General features: G+C 54.3%; 11 protein-coding genes. 5 read left to right on the top strand and 6 right to left on the bottom strand.

Annotated elements, in window-relative coordinates:
• Positions 1-5 precede the first annotated feature (5 nt).
• Complete coding sequence (locus CEE36_00635; GenBank protein ID TKJ44281.1) at positions 6-761, top strand: hypothetical protein; 756 nt, start codon at positions 6-8, stop codon at positions 759-761.
• Positions 758-2,581 carry a hypothetical protein gene (locus CEE36_00640; protein ID TKJ44282.1) on the top strand — a complete coding sequence of 608 codons (1,824 nt, stop codon included), beginning with the start codon at positions 758-760 and terminating at the stop codon, positions 2,579-2,581. The genes CEE36_00635 and CEE36_00640 overlap by 4 nt, the downstream gene beginning before the upstream one ends.
• 65 nt (positions 2,582-2,646) lie before the next feature.
• Here the strand turns inward: CEE36_00640 and CEE36_00645 are convergent, their stop codons facing one another.
• The 3 genes from CEE36_00645 to CEE36_00655 all read right to left on the bottom strand — a co-directional run bounded on the left by CEE36_00645 (position 2,647) and on the right by CEE36_00655 (position 6,797).
• Positions 2,647-3,291: an MBL fold metallo-hydrolase gene (locus tag CEE36_00645; GenBank protein TKJ44283.1), complete on the bottom strand. Its 645-nt coding sequence runs from the start codon at positions 3,289-3,291 to the stop codon at positions 2,647-2,649.
• A 258-nt stretch (positions 3,292-3,549) separates the two neighbouring features.
• On the bottom strand, positions 3,550-5,340 hold the full coding sequence (locus CEE36_00650; protein TKJ44284.1) for an excinuclease ABC subunit C: 1,791 nt from the start codon (positions 5,338-5,340) through the stop codon (positions 3,550-3,552).
• Complete coding sequence (locus tag CEE36_00655) at positions 5,337-6,797, bottom strand: RNA-splicing ligase RtcB (GenBank protein TKJ44285.1); 1,461 nt, start codon at positions 6,795-6,797, stop codon at positions 5,337-5,339. The genes CEE36_00650 and CEE36_00655 overlap by 4 nt, the downstream gene beginning before the upstream one ends.
• A 194-nt stretch (positions 6,798-6,991) precedes the next feature.
• Here CEE36_00655 and CEE36_00660 point away from each other — a divergent pair, with 194 nt between their 5' ends.
• The 3 genes from CEE36_00660 (at position 6,992) to CEE36_00670 (ending at position 10,214) form a co-directional block, all read left to right on the top strand.
• Complete coding sequence (locus tag CEE36_00660; GenBank protein ID TKJ44456.1) at positions 6,992-8,164, top strand: aminotransferase; 1,173 nt, start codon at positions 6,992-6,994, stop codon at positions 8,162-8,164.
• 378 nt (positions 8,165-8,542) lie between these two features.
• Entirely contained in the window at positions 8,543-8,992 is a 450-nt protein-coding gene (locus CEE36_00665; protein ID TKJ44286.1) for a hypothetical protein, read from the top strand.
• Positions 8,993-9,068: 76 nt separating this feature from the next.
• Positions 9,069-10,214, top strand: coding sequence for a glycosyl transferase family 2 (locus CEE36_00670; protein ID TKJ44287.1), 1,146 nt, complete (start codon positions 9,069-9,071; stop codon positions 10,212-10,214).
• An 82-nt stretch (positions 10,215-10,296) separates the two neighbouring features.
• Here the strand turns inward: CEE36_00670 and CEE36_00675 are convergent, their stop codons facing one another.
• The 3 genes from CEE36_00675 to CEE36_00685 all read right to left on the bottom strand — a co-directional run bounded on the left by CEE36_00675 (position 10,297) and on the right by CEE36_00685 (position 16,730).
• Positions 10,297-11,727 (bottom strand): hypothetical protein, encoded by a 1,431-nt coding sequence (locus CEE36_00675; protein ID TKJ44288.1) that lies wholly within the window; start codon positions 11,725-11,727, stop codon positions 10,297-10,299.
• Between the two features lie 255 nt (positions 11,728-11,982).
• Positions 11,983-15,594 carry a hypothetical protein gene (locus CEE36_00680; protein ID TKJ44289.1) on the bottom strand — a complete coding sequence of 1,204 codons (3,612 nt, stop codon included), beginning with the start codon at positions 15,592-15,594 and terminating at the stop codon, positions 11,983-11,985.
• Positions 15,591-16,730 (bottom strand): hypothetical protein, encoded by a 1,140-nt coding sequence (locus CEE36_00685; GenBank protein TKJ44290.1) that lies wholly within the window; start codon positions 16,728-16,730, stop codon positions 15,591-15,593. Before CEE36_00685 ends, CEE36_00680 begins: the two co-directional genes overlap by 4 nt.
• Positions 16,731-16,751: the final 21 nt, after the last annotated feature.

Here is a 16,751-nt window from a genome sequence, read left to right on the forward strand (position 1 = left end):
GAATGATGAAACGCACACCTCTTATTTTAGCAACGCTTCTTATCCTGACGGTGTTACTGCCCGGGTGCCGTGAGCGCATCGTCTACACCGGCCCGGGCGACTGGCTGCTTCTTGTAGATGACCCGGACGACGGGAACGTACCCTATAACGGGCACTACCTCTACGTTGACGCGGACTTCTCAGACGAGATCCTGGGGTTTAAAGTAGAGAGCTACGGTTCGATCCCTGACGCGACGCGGGACGTCCAGTTCGCGGTCTACTTCGATACGGATCGAGATGCTACGACCGGGCTTTCTACATCGACTCCGGGCTGGGGTGCTGAGGCGGTTCCCAACGACATCGGTGCCGACTACATGATGTTCGTGGGGTCCGACACAGCCGACGGCAGTATAATTAACGAGAATCTTGTGTTTGCATGGGACGCTACTCTTGTCACCCCAGGATGGTCAGAGGTTGGTCAGACGGGTTCACTCTATCAAGCTACCGATGCCGATTCGGTCAAGGGAAGTGTTACCAAAGAAGACCTCAACAATCCTACCGGTCAAATTGACGTGGTGGCTATCCTTCTATGCGATCCGGACGGTGAGGCTTACTACGACCACATTCCCGATCAAAACGAGGGGCACGCAACCATTGATCTGGAGAGTGGAAGCGCTACGCAGGCTTTCTCGCAATCGGCGGGTGTTACCATCAACCTAAGCTCAGGTAGAAGGGTTTCACTTATCACAGGCAAGGAATTAATCCTCGAGGAGGCTAGATGAAAAGGCCTATCGCCCTTCTTCTAATTGCTGCAAGCCTTAGCTTTGCCCTGCCCACCCTGCAAGGCACCCGAGGCACGGACTTCGTTTACTCGGCACGCTGCGAGAACATGGGCTACCTTTGGTTCTATATGGCTTCAGAAGGCTACAAGGATCACGTCATCTTCCAGGACTCCGCCGGAGCAGTCCAGAACACATACGACATCTGGGCGGCAAAGCCCGTGGTCTCACTGGGATTCACCCCATGGCACTACCTTGAGTTCTCAGCATACGGTTCCGGCTACTTCTACATGAACGTTGACCCCTCGGCCAACGCATTCGGACTTACCGATGTAGGCGGACACGTGAAGGGAAGCATACCGTTCACGCCTCTGGATAAACCCCTGTCCATCGCGATGGCCTTGGACGGATTCTTCCTCATGTCTATCCCCTTCGAATTCGATGCAGGGGCCAACCAGACAATGAGTCAGTATCTGGGCTACTACCCATTTGAGGAGGCGGGTCCTGAGTTCGGCGGCAGGCTACTCTTCTCGCTCGAATCCCAGTACATATCTACTCACCTCAATGCAGGCTACTGGTACCGAAGCGCCCATAACTTTGGCCCCGATTCCACCGTCTCCTACCCCCAGACCATCATCGGCGGCTTTGCTATTGAATCATCCCCGCTGAAATGGTTTAATCTGTTTGCGGAGTTCAATCTGAACTACGGCCTTACAATGGACTCACCTGAAGCCAGCCTAACCGGAATATCCACCCATGCCAGCGCAGGTTTGAGATTGCCGATCTACCTTGGAGAAAACTTTGCGTTCCTCTTACACGTTGGCGGCGGCGCCGACCCGATGAACTTCACTGCCACCTCCTCACTTTACGCAGGTCTGGGTATCGGCGGAGACCTGATCCGCCCCAAGGAGAAGCTGATTGAAGGTCTGGTCAAGAACGCTGAGACCGGACAACCAATCGAGGGCGCCAAGATTCAGCTCTCAGGGGCTCTGATAGACACCATCTTCTACTCTGATAGCACGGGCCGATTCGTTCTGCCTGAGCTTATGGAAGGCGACGAGATCAACGCAACCAAGGAAGGCTACCATCCTGAGACGGTTGCAGCCGAGGAGGTCGGCGAGGCACTCACCCTTACCATTGCTATGGATCCAATAAAGGAGTCCTTTATCGCAGGCATAGTCGCAGACGCCGAAACCGCAGATCCGCTGCGTGCGGTGGTAAGCTTCCATGACATCGAGACGGGCGAGGTTCTCCCCTCTATCTCATCCGATGCTGTCACCGGTTACTTCCGAACCAAAATCGAACCCGCTACTTACCGTATGAAGACCAAAGCGCCAGGTTATCACGAAGACCACACCACCCTGACCATCGGAATTGCCGAAAACAAGATGGTGGACGTATTCCTTACCCCCATCGAGAAGCCCAAACCCGCAGAGCTTGAACCCATAACCATAGGCGGCTTCGGCAGGGGACACAGCGACATCGGTTTCGAACAGATGGTCGAGCTTGAGAAGGTGGCCGAACTCCTCGAAGAGAACCCAGATGCTACGGTAGTCATAACCGGACACACCGACAGCGTAGGCTCTGATGGTGTCAACCTGACGTTAGGCAAAAAGCGAGCCGAATCTGTAGCCGGCTATCTTCTGATGCGCGGTATCAAGGTAACCCGGATGCAGATCGCGACCGGCGGCGAACGTTATCCTGTGGGCGACAACCGCTACCGCAGCGGTCGCAGAGCCAACCGCCGGGTAGAGCTGCACTTCTCTCGAGAGGCTTCGGAGGAGATCTCAGAAGGAGGGGTAAGACCTCCTACGAGGAAATAATCAAACGGGTTTATAAGCTAGAAGCGCGGCCCCAGGTCGCGCTTTTTTTTAGGTGAATAATGCAATTAATCTTGAAGGAAGGGATTAATCCTTAAGATGGTGCTGAACTTCGCCCTGCCCCCGTGACCGGACAGAACCAGGGTCTCGGGTTCAAGAACTCCTTTGAGTTTCTCCAGGGACTGCATAAGGGTCTGCTCGTCACCTCCGGGAAGATCGCTGCGTCCGATGGAGTCTGCGAAAAGCGTGTCGCCGGTGAACGCCCAGCGCCTCTTGCGTTCGATAAAACACACGCTTCCAGGGGAGTGACCGGGGGTGGCGACAACCTCAAGCGTTATGCTGCCTATGTTAAAGCATACCCCATCCCACAAAGACATGGAGGGCTCAAAGGGTTCATCTACGTAGCCAAGACCGGCAAAATCTGGCGAGACCCGATTGAGGAGGAATCTGTCCTCAGGATGCAGCGCCACCTTCCAGCCATTCTTCTTAAGCAAGGGGCACGCTGTGGTATGGTCAAAGTGCCCGTGGGTAAGAAGGATCATCCGCGATTCAAGATAATTCAGGGATTCAACCCGCTCCACCAGCTCATCCTCAGGGAATCCTGGGTCTATAAGGATCGCCGAATCCTCGGTTGTTAAAAGATAACAGTTGACCTCAAGGGTTCCAACTATGAATCGTTCCAGGGTTACGTCGTCAAACTGATTCTTCTGCAAAAATTCTCCTTAATCCTACTTTGGAGTGCAACAACCATGTTGTTGCATCTGTAACGGCAATGACGCGGTCATTGCACTCCATAATATAATGCTCCTTTCGTCCGTAGAACGAAAGATCGCAGAAGTAAAAATCATTCAGGTGCCCTTCCAAAAATGACAGACAGCTTTTGAAGGATAATAGACATCCCCTCCCTTGATGGGAGGGGCAAGGGGGAGGGTGAAAAAAATCTGCGTTAATCTGCGCAATCTGCGGTTTCATCATCCCTTGTGAAAATGTCGGTAGATTGTCTCAGCTAATGCAGGACCTATTCCAGGAGCAGCTCTTAACTCTTCGATAGAAGCCTTACGGATACGAGGCACCGAGCCGAAGAACTGCACCAAGTCTTTCGCGCGTTTGGGGCCCACTCCGGGGATCGCGTCAAGCTCGGAAGCAATGCCCGCCTTAAAACGAAGCTTGCGGTGGTAGGTCACGGCGAATCGGTGCGATTCGTTGCGGATTCGTTTGAGAAGTTTAAGAACTGCCTCACTCCCCGGAATCACCACCTCCTTGCCGTCCCGACCGAACAGATGATCGTGGGTCTTGGCAAAGGCAAAGACAGAAAGGTCAACGTCTATCTTGTTAAGAAGCTCTCGGACCACGGAGAGCTGGGACTTACCGCCGTCTAGTATCAGGAGGTCAGGAAGGCTCTTGCCCTCCTTCTGAAGACGGTTAACCCTGCGCGCCACCACCTCGGCCATCATCGCCGGGTCGTTGGCGCCTTCAACCGTTTTTATCTTGAACTTTCTATAATGGGACTTGGCAGGACATGAGTTCTTAAACACAACGATGGAACCGGTAGGGTTGGTTCCCTGGATGTTGGAGATATCTATCATCTCTATGTGCTGGGGGGTGGCAGGAAGATGAAGATACTCCTGAAGTTTGATGAGCAAAGGATCAGTCCGCGTGGTCTCGGCATCCTGGACAAGTGCGAGCTTAGCGTTCTCATCGGCTATCCCCAAAAGATGGCGTTTCTCCTCGCGCACGTTTGCTGAAAGCTTTACCTTTTTATCACGGTAGTGGGCAAACCAGTCAATGAATACCTCAGGGTCTTCGGGAAGCAAAGGGAGCACGATCTCATCAGGCACGTCGTAGGTGTGGGTGTAGATGAAGCGAAGCACGGTGTGGATAAGATCGGCATCACTGGTGTGAGGGGGTACAGTAAGCATGAAGGTTTCTGATGCGTACATTCGTCTTTCCCTGAGCTTGAGAAGCACGGCGGCTGCACGTGACGCATGCCGAGCAACTGCAATGAAATCGCGCGGGGTGGCGTCCTGCGATGCTTCTTTAGCATAACGTTTTACTTCGCGAATTGCCAGAAGCTGATCTCTGAGGAGGGCTGCCACCTCGAACTGCTCGGCCTCGGAGGTCTCCCACATGCGGCGCTCGGTTTCCTCCTCGAGTTTTTCGGAGTGCCCCATGAGGAAGTCTATAAGTCCTTTAAGCTGGTTTGCATACTCCTCTTTGGGGAACCCCTTCTGACAGGGGGCGGAGCAGAGCTTGAGCTGGAACAAAAGACAGGGGCGTTCGGGATGGTCCTGAGGAAGATCGTAGTGGCAGGTGCGGATCTTGAAGATGCGCTTTACCGCATCCAGGGTGCGTTTAAGATTCTTGGCCGAGGAGTAGGGACCGAAGAGAAGGCTGCCGTCACGGCGCTCGTTGCGCGTAACAAAGATGCGCGGGAACGCTTCCTTGACGGTGACCTTGAGATAGGGATAGCGCTTGTCGTCGCGGTAGCGGATGTTGTAGCGCGGCCTTGAGAGCTTGATGAGGTTTTCTTCGTAGATGAGTGCCTCTGCCTCAGTCGCGGTAAGGGTTAGATCGAGAAGTGCCGCCTTATCAACAAAAGCCCTGGTCTTGGGTTCGGTTGGCGAGAGGTAGGAATGCAGGCGATTTGCCAGGTCGGACGCCTTGCCCACGTAGAGCACCCGGTTGCGGGCATCCTTGAATACATAAACCCCTGGCTTGTGTGGAGCGGCGTTTATGCGTTCGCGGACCGCAGGGTCGATCACCCTTTGATGACCCCCAGGGGACGCATCCGCGCGACCTTTGCCGAGATACCTGCGTTATGGGTCACTTCCACCACTTCGTCCACGTCCTTGTATGCCTCGGGTGTCTCCTCTGCAAGGGTCTTGGTGCTGACGGATAAAACCAGGATTCCTTCGCGCTGGAGCCTGGATTTGACCTCGTAGCCGCGAACTTCCCGCAGCGCCCTGGAGCGTGACCATACACGACCCGCGCCGTGACAGGTTGAGCCGAAGCTCTCCTGCATCGCCTTCTCGGTGCCGACAAGCACGTAGGATGCGGTGCCCATGTCACCTGGGATGATGACCGGCTGCCCGATTGAGCGGTAGTCGGAGGGTATATCCGGATGTCCGGGGCCGAACGCGCGCGTCGCTCCCTTACGATGCACACAGAGTTTGCGTTTGCGACCATCCACCTCGTGCTCCTCGAACTTGGCGATGTTGTGCGCCACGTCGTAGACCAGTTGAAGACCCAGTTTTTCTGCGCCCATGCCAAAGGCTTGCTCGAACGCCTCTCTGACCCAGTGCATAATCGCCTGGCGGTTGGCCCAGGCGTAGTTTGCCGCAGCAGCCATACCACCGAAGTAGGCTTTGCCTTCAGGTGACGAGATCGGCGCGCAGGCAAGCTGCCGATCAGGTATGGAGAGATGATACTTCGCAACAGTGTGGCCCAGCTTCTTTACCGCGTCGTCGCAGACCTGGTAGCCGAACCCGCGCGAACCGGTATGGATCATCACAACGACCTGACCTTTTCTTAACCCCATGACTTCAGCAGCTTTAGTGTCGTAAATCTCATCCACACGCTGAATCTCCAAAAAGTGGTTGCCCGCGCCCAGGGTGCCGATCTGAGGAAGGCCGCGTTCGTAAGCGCGAGGAGAGATCACGGATGGGTCGGCTCCAGCAAGACTACCTTCTTCCTCTGTATGAGCCAAATCCTGGCTCCAGCCGTATCCTTTATTTACCGCCCAGCGCGCGCCCTGTAGGAGAACTTTTTTCAGCTCCTCACGAGATATCCGGATGCGTCCCTTCTTACCCACGCCTGCAGGAACCGCGGAGTAGATAGCCTGCAGCAGCTCGCGGAGTTTGGGCTTGACCTCATCTGTCTCAAGATTAGTCCGCAGCAGTCGAACACCGCAGTTGATGTCGTAGCCAACGCCTCCAGGGGAGATAACGCCTTCATTTACATCAAACGCGGCCACACCGCCTATGGGGAAGCCGTAGCCCCAGTGGATGTCAGGCATCGCCATCGAGTAGCCGACTATCCCGGGAAGATGTGCAACGTTTGCAACCTGCTGGGGCGCGTTGTCTTTGATTAGCGTGGAAAGAAGCTTCTCGCTCGTATAGATCACCCCGTCGGTCTTCATCCCTCCCTGGCGGGGGATACGCCAGCGGTTGGCATCCAACCGCTCCAGCCTACCCTGGTATCCTTGCTTATCGTTACTCATTCTTAGATTATAGAACGCGATCGCGGCACTGTCAAGGATAACAAATTTTCGGGGGCCCCGCGCGGATGCGAAGTAGCCGTATGGGGTGCATTAGGGGTTGTCAAGAAGATTTTTATGAGTAGACTCAGGTGAAAGAACAAGGAGGTCACGTGCCTTTTGATGCAAACCATTTATTCTCCAATACAGCCAACCGGATGCGCCGTTCAGAAATACGTGAGTTGCTAAAACTCACGCGAAAACCGGACATAATCAGCTTTGCGGGTGGGCTGCCCGCACCCGACCTGTTTCCTATCGAGGAGTTCAAGGATATCTCGGTCAAGGTCCTGGCAGAGAACGGGGCCAAGGCGCTGCAGTACGGCCCTACCGAGGGTGATCCAGGGTTGATCAACCAGCTGGTTGAATTCGAGAAGCGCGGCGGCGTTGAGGTAACGCCGGAGCAGGTGCTTGTAACCACCGCCTCCCAGCAGGGGCTTGATCTGCTGGGCAAGGCGTTCATCAACGAAGGCGACCCCATTGTGATGGGACTGCCCTCCTACCTTGGCGGCATACAGGCGTTCCGCTCCTACGGTGCCGACATGCACGGCGTCCAGCTGGATGAGCACGGCATGAAGGTCGATGCCCTTAAGGCCAAGCTTGCCGAACTCAAGAACGCAGGAAGGACCCCCAAGTTCATCTACGTGGTGCCCGACTTCCAGAACCCTTCCGGCGTAACCATGAACAAGGAGCGCCGGTTACAGGTGCTGGGGCTAGCGCGTGAGTGCAACACACTTTTGATCGAGGATACCCCGTACCGCGAACTCCGCTTCGAAGGAGAAGCGATCCCACCGTTCATTCTGCTTGATGACGAAGAACGCGTCATCACACTGCATACCTTCTCCAAGATTCTGATTCCCGGCCTCCGTATAGGCTGGTTAATCACCCGGAACAAGGCGGTCATGGATAAGCTGGTCATGGGCAAGCAGCCAGTCGATTTATGTACCTCACCATTCGGACAGATGCTGCTTGCCGAGTACATGAAGCAGGGTCTCTTGGACAAACAGATAGCCGAAATCCGCAAGGCCTATCACCGTAAACGCGACGTGATCCTTGAGGCCTTTGAGAAGCACATGCCAAAACTTGAAGGACTTTCATGGACCAGGCCCGAAGGCGGATTGTTTCTGTGGGTCAAGCTACCCGAGTACATGAGCGCCAACGAGATCTTCCCCAAGGCGATCGACAAGAAGGTGGCCTACGTTGTGGGTACGGCGTTCCACTGCGACGGAGGTGGCCAGAACGCCATGCGCATCAACTTCAGCTTCCCATCCGAGGAGCAGATACTTGAAGGCGCCAAACGGTTAGCCGAGCTCATCGCCGAAGAGGCAAAGTAGCCGCCTCACCAAAGACAATATTGTAGGGGCAAGGCATGCCTTGCCCCTATTTTTTGAGTGCTCCTTTTTGCCCTGCGGACAAAAAGATCGCAGAATAATCGGGCCGACCTGAAGGTCGGCCCAATTCCTATGCCGCAAATGAACAAAAAATCCCCCTCCCTTGACGGGAGGGGGTAGGGGGAGGGTGATTCACCCCCACCTACCTCTCCTACGGAGAGGCTTCCTCCCCCATCAAGGGGGAGGAAATATCTTTGTTATGCAACAACCGCCTTGTTGCTTATATCGTCGATAGAACTCGCAATGACACGGTCATTGCACTCCAAAGCAGACGCGTTGAGTGTACATTGACATCGTGCAAATTCTGGCGTCAATTAGGGTATGAAGTTCTTTAAGTTAAAATCGTGGATCGCCTTCCCTATCTTTGTTGTTCTGGATCTAATCTGCGTAGGCGCAGGGATGGGGGTTCCGGTCTTCTGCATATTCCTGGGATTCCCGATCGGGTGGTATCTGGCACGAAGGCATCTTTTACTCAACCTGGAGATCAAGGACGCTCTGGTGAAGATTCTCAGGGACTCGCTTATTACATCCGGGGTAACCTTTGTTTTTATGGCCGTGCTCTGGGGTAGAACGGTTTCCATGCTCTTCGATCCTGCCGCAGACTTTATCAACTTCGGCATCCCCATGATCCTATACGATCCCAAACTGAGCTTTGTAGGCTGGCTTGTGCTGATGATTGTCATATCTCCATTTCTTCAGCTTCTTGCCACGATCTTCGCCGCCTACTTGACTATTACCAGAAGACTGCGGCCCAAAACCAAGCAAGGTTGATCCCCATCACTCCTTGACACCCCATAGTTCCAGGGTATAGTTAAGAGACGGCAATGACTAAGAGGAGCAGAATATATTGAACGCTTTCTGGACTCCGCAGGCAGCTATTATTGTTTTCCTCCTGGTAGTTCTAGCTGTCGTCATAAGCAATCTCATTATCCTAAATCGAATGCGTTTAGGTAGATACCCCTTGCCCAAGCATCTCCCTCGGGTCTCGGTGATGGTCCCAGCGCGCAACGAGGAAAAAAACATCTCATCGTGCGTTGAGTCTCTCCTGAGCCAAGACTATCACGACTTCGAGCTACTGGTTCTTGACGACCACTCCACTGATAGGACGTGGGAGATACTGCAGGAACTGGCAAGGGAGAATAAAAAGCTGAGGATAATCAAGGGTAAACCCTTACCTTCCGATTGGCTGGGCAAGCACTGGGCATGCCAGCAGATGGCTGAAGAGGCCTCAGGGGAGCTCTTTCTATTCACGGACGCCGACACCCAACACCATCACCTGGCACTGCGTGATGCGGTGGCCGCCCTGATCAGTGAAGACGCCGATCTCTTGACCGCTTTACCTGCAGAAGAGGTCGGCTCGTGGGGTGCGAAGTTAATCGTGCCTCTTCTGCCATCGGGTCTTTTGGCCTTACTTCCTCTGAGCATCGCATACCGGGTTCATTGGCCTGCACTCTGCGCTGCCATCGGAGGGTTCATGCTCTTCCGGCGCGAGGCTTACCAGAAGGTAGGCGGCTTTGAGGCGGTGAGAACCAATCCGGTTGACGACATAGCCATTGGAAGAATAATAAAAGCCCAAGGGTTCCGGTGGAGACTTGCAGACGGCCAGGACCGCATCAGTTGTTGGATGTACAGTAATTTCAGAGAAGCGTTTGAGGGCTTTGCGAAGAGCCTTTACGCCGCCTTCAATCGCAGTGTGCCGATATTTCTCCTGATCTGGCTCTGGCTTGCGATCGTGTTCTGGGAGCCGCTGGTGGTTCTTGCATTAAGGATAGGCGGTGTGCCGATATCAGATCTTTCGCTCATCCTTGCGGGTGCTGCGATCGGAATCTCGCTCCTACTCTGGGGAATCTCCCTTTGGCGCTTTCGGTTCCCGATCCATCTCGCCTTTCTGTATCCCGTAAGTATGCTCATTGGTTTTGTGATCGCCATGTATTCGATGATCGTGACCCTTACAGGCCGTGCCGTATGGAAGGGACGCAGGGTAGGCATGTAGAGCTAGAGACGAAGAAAGGCGGCCTTGCGGCCGCCTACATTTTCAATCTCTGCGATCTTTTGAGCTTCGCTCAAAAGGAGCACTATGGACCTACATCGCCGTCTGCGTTGTCGTGGAAGGTGTTATTGGCCAGCAGCTCTGCCGGATCGAGTTCAGAGTAATAGAGGTAGATTCCCCACGTACTGCTATAGGCTATCTCGCAGTCGGTGATCGTTGGATCAGCATACCAACACTGGATGTTTCCGTAGCTGTTGCCGCCGCCGTATTGGATCAGGCAGTGGCTGAGCACAGTCGCCGGATCGATGGTATTGTCACTAAACTCAATCCCACCCCAGTCACCAGGTGAGGGTGGGGATTTGCTAGCGGTGAAGGTGATCGAATCAGCGCTGCCGTCAGCGATTAGGGCCCCGGGATGGAAGGCGCCGACCCTGAGCCGCACATCCGGTGCGAACTTCAAGGTGTTGCCCGGAGCGATTGTTATGGTTGGGTTTGCCGTTCCTTCGATACTCAGATCACCGGCGATGATGTAGGGAACACCCTGGCTGAGCCATGTGCCGGTGGTGGTGATGTAATCACCTGCAACCTCTATCCCGTCATTTGTGTTGCCGGTAAGGGTGTTGTTCGATCCAAGGGTGCGGACATATTCACCATGAATCCTCAGCGGATATTCGGCGTTTGAGGTGATGGTGTTGCCACTGAACTCGGTGAAGCCATTCTCATAGGAGTAAACCCCGTAGCTGCTGCTGTGGCGAATGGCGCAGTTGGTGATGGTTGGTGATGCATAATAGCAGTAGATGTTTCCGTAGTACTCGCCACCGTATTCGATCACGCAGTTGTTAAGCTTGGTCGTGAGATCGATGTTTTCATCACCAAAGGCAATCCCATCCCAGTCACCAGGTGAGGCAGGACTCACATTGCTGGTAAAGGTAATGACTGCGTCAGCGGTTCCATCGGCAACAAGCGCCCCGGAATTGGAGTAACCTACCAGGAGGCCTTTGTCGGCGTTGAACTTGACAATAACCCCAGGCTCCAGGGTCAGGGTCGCCTCCACTTTAACACCACACGTAACTATATGAGGATTGTCTTTTGCGTACCAGGTCTCATCCTCTGAGATAGTTCCACAATGTTCCATACCTGGTCCTGCGCCCTCGGCGATCGTAACCGTGATAACCGAGGATTCACCTACGTTTTCAGCTTCGTCATATGCCTTGGCTTTAATCGTATGAGTGCTGCCCGGGTCCTCGCCGCTCGCATCCCAGGAATAGGAATACTCGGAATCGGTAGCCGAGTTGTCGGTGCCTTCAAGATTACCGTCCACATAGAACTCGACCTTTGTTACGCCTTCGTTGTCGTCTGCAGTGGCTTTGATCTCCACAGTCCCTGAGACTACGGCGTTATCCGCAGGCTGGGTGATGGAGACCGTAGGCTCCTCGGTGTCCCCGAGGAGCTCACAACCCGACAGAAAGACAAAACCGAGGATCATCACGGATATTATAGTTATACGTTTGATCATCGCTCCTCCTTTTGAGATAGATCAACGTCTTTAGGAGTCTTTGGGAGTGTAGTCCAAATTATTCCTCTGTCAAGAACCTGCCTCACCATTTCAGGCCGTGCCGTATGGAAGGGACGCAGGATCGAGGACTCTACACAAAAACCAACCGCTACCCCGCTCGCCCTCATCGTTATCAGCCTCTCCCCCTCCGATCCCTCCGATTGCTGAAACCCTCCCTTATAAAGTACACAAAAAATCCTGCGGGTGCGCAGCTCCTCAGCGCAGAAGGACGAGCTTTTCTACCGCGCTGTAGTCCGGGCTCTGCATCCTTAAAAGATATACGCCCTGAGGGAGCTGGCGACCTATATCGTCCTCGCCGGTCCACAAGACGAGATGATAGCCGGGCTGAATGCTGCCGTCAACGAACGTACGAACCTTCTGACCGGTAACGTCGTATAGAGCAAGCGAAACCGCAGCCTCACGCGGAACCGCGAAGCGAATCAAGCACCGACCTCGAACAGGGTTGGGAGATACTTCCGAAAGCTCGAATACGGTTGGCAGCGCCTCCGCAATACCTGAGGTGCCGCCGATCTTAACCGGCTCTTCCCACTCAGGATTGTGGGTGTCGTTGGATTTGACAAGGACAATCCCCACAGGCGGCCCGGCTCCAACCTTGGAGGCATCACCTATCATCGTCACATACGCGCTGTCCTGACCTCGAAGGATAAAGGACTTAGGATACAGAGCGTATATCCAGGGCGTTTCGGTGGAGATCTCCTTCACAACCAGATCCCTCATACCGAGGTTATAGACCCAGAAGCTGCCCCGCATGGTTTGTCTGTCCATGACGGCGGTATCAGGTTTGCAGCAGATACGAGGTGGGATCTCCTCTACAAGAAGCTTGACCGGTTCCAGCGCCATAGGCTCATCCGTGTCGTTGGAGTAAACACGGATGTGGGCGTTGTAGACACCCTGTCCGAGTTTCTCAGGCATAACCGTGACATACACGTCATGGGAGCCATCCGGTTCCACGTCAAATGCTGTGGGCGGTGAGACCGAGATCCACTGGCGGGTTGGGATAACGTTGGTAACCTCGAGTATCCGGTCGCCCTCGTTGGATACGGTAAGATCATCCTCGGTTTTGTTCCGGCTCTGGTCTTCCCAGGAGAAGAAGAACTCGAGGGTATCCGGGGAGAGCGCTATATCCGGCGCACCCATATGTAACCGCACAGGTAACTTGCGTTCAAGCTCATCAGGATCGTCGGTAGAAAACACCACGTTCGCATCGAAGGTGCCGAAACCCAGGCCTGCGGTATCAACCGTGATCGCCACGGACTGGAGGCCACCCACCTCAAGGTTGAAGCTGGTGGGAGCGATGGTTTCGATCCAATGAGCCGAGGAGGTTACAGAAGAGACCTCAAGCTCTGCACGCCCCCCGTTTGTTACATCACAAGCCAGGGTTAGGGAATCGCCCGCCGGCATGTTGAAGGCCAGGGTGTCGGGGGTGATCTCTATGTCAGGCCAGTCACCCTTGATAAGCTTCACCGGATGATAAGCGATGGTTCTGTCGGGATCGTTGCTTAAGATGCGAATCTTGCCCAGATAGATATAGTCGGGGAGCCCGGTGGTGTCCACAAAGAACTCTATCTGGCGACCTTCGCCCGCTGCCAGAACACAATCCGTTGGGTAGATGGAGTCGATCCAGGTTGCCTGGTAGGGCGAGATCTGCGTGACAACCAATGAGTCGGTGCCGGTGCTGGAGATGGTAAACGAGGAGGAGAGGGGTTCTATCTCTGCATCTAACCAGGTGGTGTCAGGTGAGATAGTCAACTCGGCCCTCCTTACCCCTACCAGGATATTTTTATCTACCCAGTCATAATGATTTGCTCCGGTTACCCTAAGTTCCAGGAAGCCAGGGGTAGGTGAGATCTCCAGGGCTGCTACACCTGATGCGTCCGTATAACCCCAAGCATAGACGTTTGGATACTGCCGAGCGCAGACAAGCATCCCTTCAACAGGATAACCGGCCTGGGAGCTAACGGTGACGTAAAGGGTCTGGGGGCCTTCCACAATGGGCGGATGGCTGACTACAAACTCGGACGGCTCACGGGAATGCACGGGCATGGCAGGATCACCATGCAGGTTAAGCTCGTAGATGGACCAGCGACCATACGAGACGTTTCCCCACCAGGCATTCTCTTCCTTAGCTGTGGCCAACGCCGGGCCAATCTCGGGGTTGTCCAGGCCGTATACCTCCTCGAAGAAGGAAACGTCAAGGCACTCCGAGGGACCACGTGTGGGGGGAGTGCCCCAACCGTAGCGGGAGTTTCCAACCCACGCGACCGTGCCGCCGTGTTCGGCCCACTGGAAAGCCTCAACAAGACACCCGCCGAACCCATCGTAGTCGAACGCACCAACGAGACAGGATATTGCAACGTATACAGGCATCTTCCCTGCGTTGATAAGTCCCCTGGCCTGCCAGTTGTAGAAAGACGGCTCACCATTCAAGTGCCCGCAAGAGATGGCGATCTCGTTACCGTGAGCGCAGTGATGAACAAGTCCTACCCCTGCGTTGAGTGAATCCTCTAAGGCGTTACGGGTGAGCGTACCCTGGGTCTCATACATCTTGGCAATACTCGTTCCCGGATGCGCCAGATCGGCGATCGCATCGTTGGTTCCGTCTCCAGAGTAGCCACGATCAGGCCAGAGGATCTCTGAAGGCAGCATCAGCTTGGAGGCAAAACCCTGTGGCGGATTATCCTGATACACCACCACCTTGCCCACAAAAAGGCCAGCTTCCTGGACATCATTCACGCATGCCCTGCCCACTGTAACCTCGACTGAAAGATCAACCTCGTCGTTCATCTCGCCGAAGGTATTATTGGCGTTAGCGTCCCAGTCCCCATCAAGGCACCCGAAATACATATCCGTGGGGATCGTGTCTCTAGAGCTCCCATCATAGCTTGCGACAAAGCAATCCCTTGTGGGCACAAGCCCCTCGTCGCCTCCGAGCAGAAGATACTCAACTCCCCAGCGCTCGTGGGCAAAGATCACAAAGTTGCGAATCTGTTCTGCAAGATCCCTGCCAGAAAAGCTTGAGGCGATGGCCTCCAGAGCAACCACTGTATCGCGAACACCCCTTGCGGTGTTCCAATCGGCAAGCTTCTGAAACTCATCTCGAAGCAAGGAAGGTGTAACTATCGCATGCCGATAGTTTTTTTCAGCCGCAGGCTGGAACGTAACCCGTGGGGCTAGGATCTCCGGATTCTCGACCAGAGCCTTGATCCTCACGTTGAGTCTGCGTTGCTGGCTTGGGGTAATACCCACGGGCGGTGTGTAGCCAGGATCGGGTTCATACCCTACGGTAAGCACCATCTGCTCTGCCACCTCCAACTTGCCCTCGGCAGGCGTGTAGCGCAGCGGACGAACCGCTATCAAGGCAACCCTCTCGCCCTCAAGCAATCCCTGGTATAGAACCTGGGCTTCGAAATCTGAAACCGGAGTGCTAGAAGCGTAGACCTCCTCACGTGGCCCCACAAACTCTACCTTCTGCGCGGTCAACGGTCTGGGGGGTTGCGCAGGATAAACAGGGGCCTCTACGTAGGTTGTCTTCACGCTCAAAGCCTCAAGCCTAACATCTGCGACCTTCGTCCCCCTGGGAAGGAGATAGCGCTTCGTGATAAAAGGTATCAGAGGATAGCTTGGTGGAGCATCGTATGAGGCTCCCTCGAAGGAAACCAACGTATACTCTCCGGCCCTGTCTAAACTGAGCTCGCTCAAAGGCAGCTCAAGAACGTAGTGAAGTTCCCCAGCCTCAAGAGCCCCGTAGGACAGAACCGTCAAGCACACTCCCAAAAGGGCTCCAAGGCCGTAAGGCCTTGTCTTCATCGTAAACCTCCTTGTTCTCCCTTTGCCTCAATCTCGGCAAGCAACTGCTCGGCTGAGATCGGCTGATTAAGTGGAACGATATAACTACGTGGGCGACCGTCGTCTCTGTTTGACTGGAACAGGAGCCAGTTACCGTCGTCCGAAAGATCAGGGGCTGTATCCATCTTCTCATTGTAGGTAACAGGTATAACCTCGCCAGTCCGCCGGTCGTAAACAAATACGTCAAACTGTCCGCCTCCGTTACGGTCCGAGACGAACGCTATCTTGCGGTCATGATCACCGAAGTCAGGATAAATATCTGTCCCCGGCCAACTTGTAACCCTCTCTGTCACCCTCCCCCTGGAGTTCATGATGTATATATCGGGCTGTAGTCTACGGTAATTTGTGTAGACTATCAGTTTACCGTTGCTGGAGTAACGCGGGTAACGATTCATATATGCGTTGTGGGTAAGCTCAATAAACTCACCCGCCTTGCGATCGTATAAACCGATCTCCATCGACTTGGTATCCAAGGACATGTAGCCGAAGAGCACGGGCAATTCATCGCTGACCCAATCCGGCGATTCAAAGAATTGTGAGAACCCGCTGAACAGAACTTCGGGTTCGCCACCGCCTTCGGCGTTATAATATACAAGCTCCATACCCGAGTTGTCGACGGTGTTACGGATATACAGGAACCGGTCCGGTGAACCGGCGAAGCACACCCCTCTATTGCGTCGCTTGTCGTTGGTAATCCAACGGAAGTTCTCTCCTGAAAAATCCATGGAGCCTATCTGATCATTCTTCAGCGAATGGAAGACGATCCTCTTGCCGTCAGGTGAAAAGCGCGGCGTCATAGCGATAGAGTCGGAGACGGGCTGGGGGAAGAAAGGCTCCACTCCAAGGTATACAGCGACCTTCGTGCGAAGGAAAACATCCGAAGCGAGTTCTAAGTCAAGGTTCGCAAGACGCTTCCATGTTTCAACAGCCTGAACGGCTGAATCCTCTTCGCAGTAGCGCCTTGCAAGTTTGTATACGGCACGGGCTTTGTTTGGATTCCGAGCAACCTTCTCCTCAAGCGATGCAAGGCTTGCCTTGGCCTGCAGGCATCCTACGAGGAGCACAACTCCTATTGTAAGGAAGGCGATTCTATTCACTCAAACTCCTTGGTTCAGTTT

It is taken from the genome of candidate division TA06 bacterium B3_TA06 (assembly GCA_005223075.1).
In the GTDB taxonomy this organism is placed as follows: domain Bacteria; phylum Hydrothermota; class Tepidihabitantia; order B3-TA06; family B3-TA06; genus B3-TA06.

What these genes read in the sequence shown, in the direction of transcription:
- CEE36_00680 (TKJ44289.1), bottom strand. Translation starts at nt 15,594, where the DNA reads ATGAAGACAAGGCCTTACGGCCTTGGAGCCCTTTTGGGAGTGTGCTTG.
- CEE36_00655 (TKJ44285.1), bottom strand. Translation starts at nt 6,797, where the DNA reads ATGAGTAACGATAAGCAAGGATACCAGGGTAGGCTGGAGCGGTTGGAT.
- CEE36_00640 (TKJ44282.1), top strand. Translation starts at nt 758, where the DNA reads ATGAAAAGGCCTATCGCCCTTCTTCTAATTGCTGCAAGCCTTAGCTTT.
- CEE36_00660 (TKJ44456.1), top strand. Translation starts at nt 6,992, where the DNA reads ATGCGCCGTTCAGAAATACGTGAGTTGCTAAAACTCACGCGAAAACCG.
- CEE36_00635 (TKJ44281.1), top strand. Translation starts at nt 6, where the DNA reads ATGAAACGCACACCTCTTATTTTAGCAACGCTTCTTATCCTGACGGTG.
- CEE36_00665 (TKJ44286.1), top strand. Translation starts at nt 8,543, where the DNA reads ATGAAGTTCTTTAAGTTAAAATCGTGGATCGCCTTCCCTATCTTTGTT.
- CEE36_00675 (TKJ44288.1), bottom strand. Translation starts at nt 11,727, where the DNA reads ATGATCAAACGTATAACTATAATATCCGTGATGATCCTCGGTTTTGTC.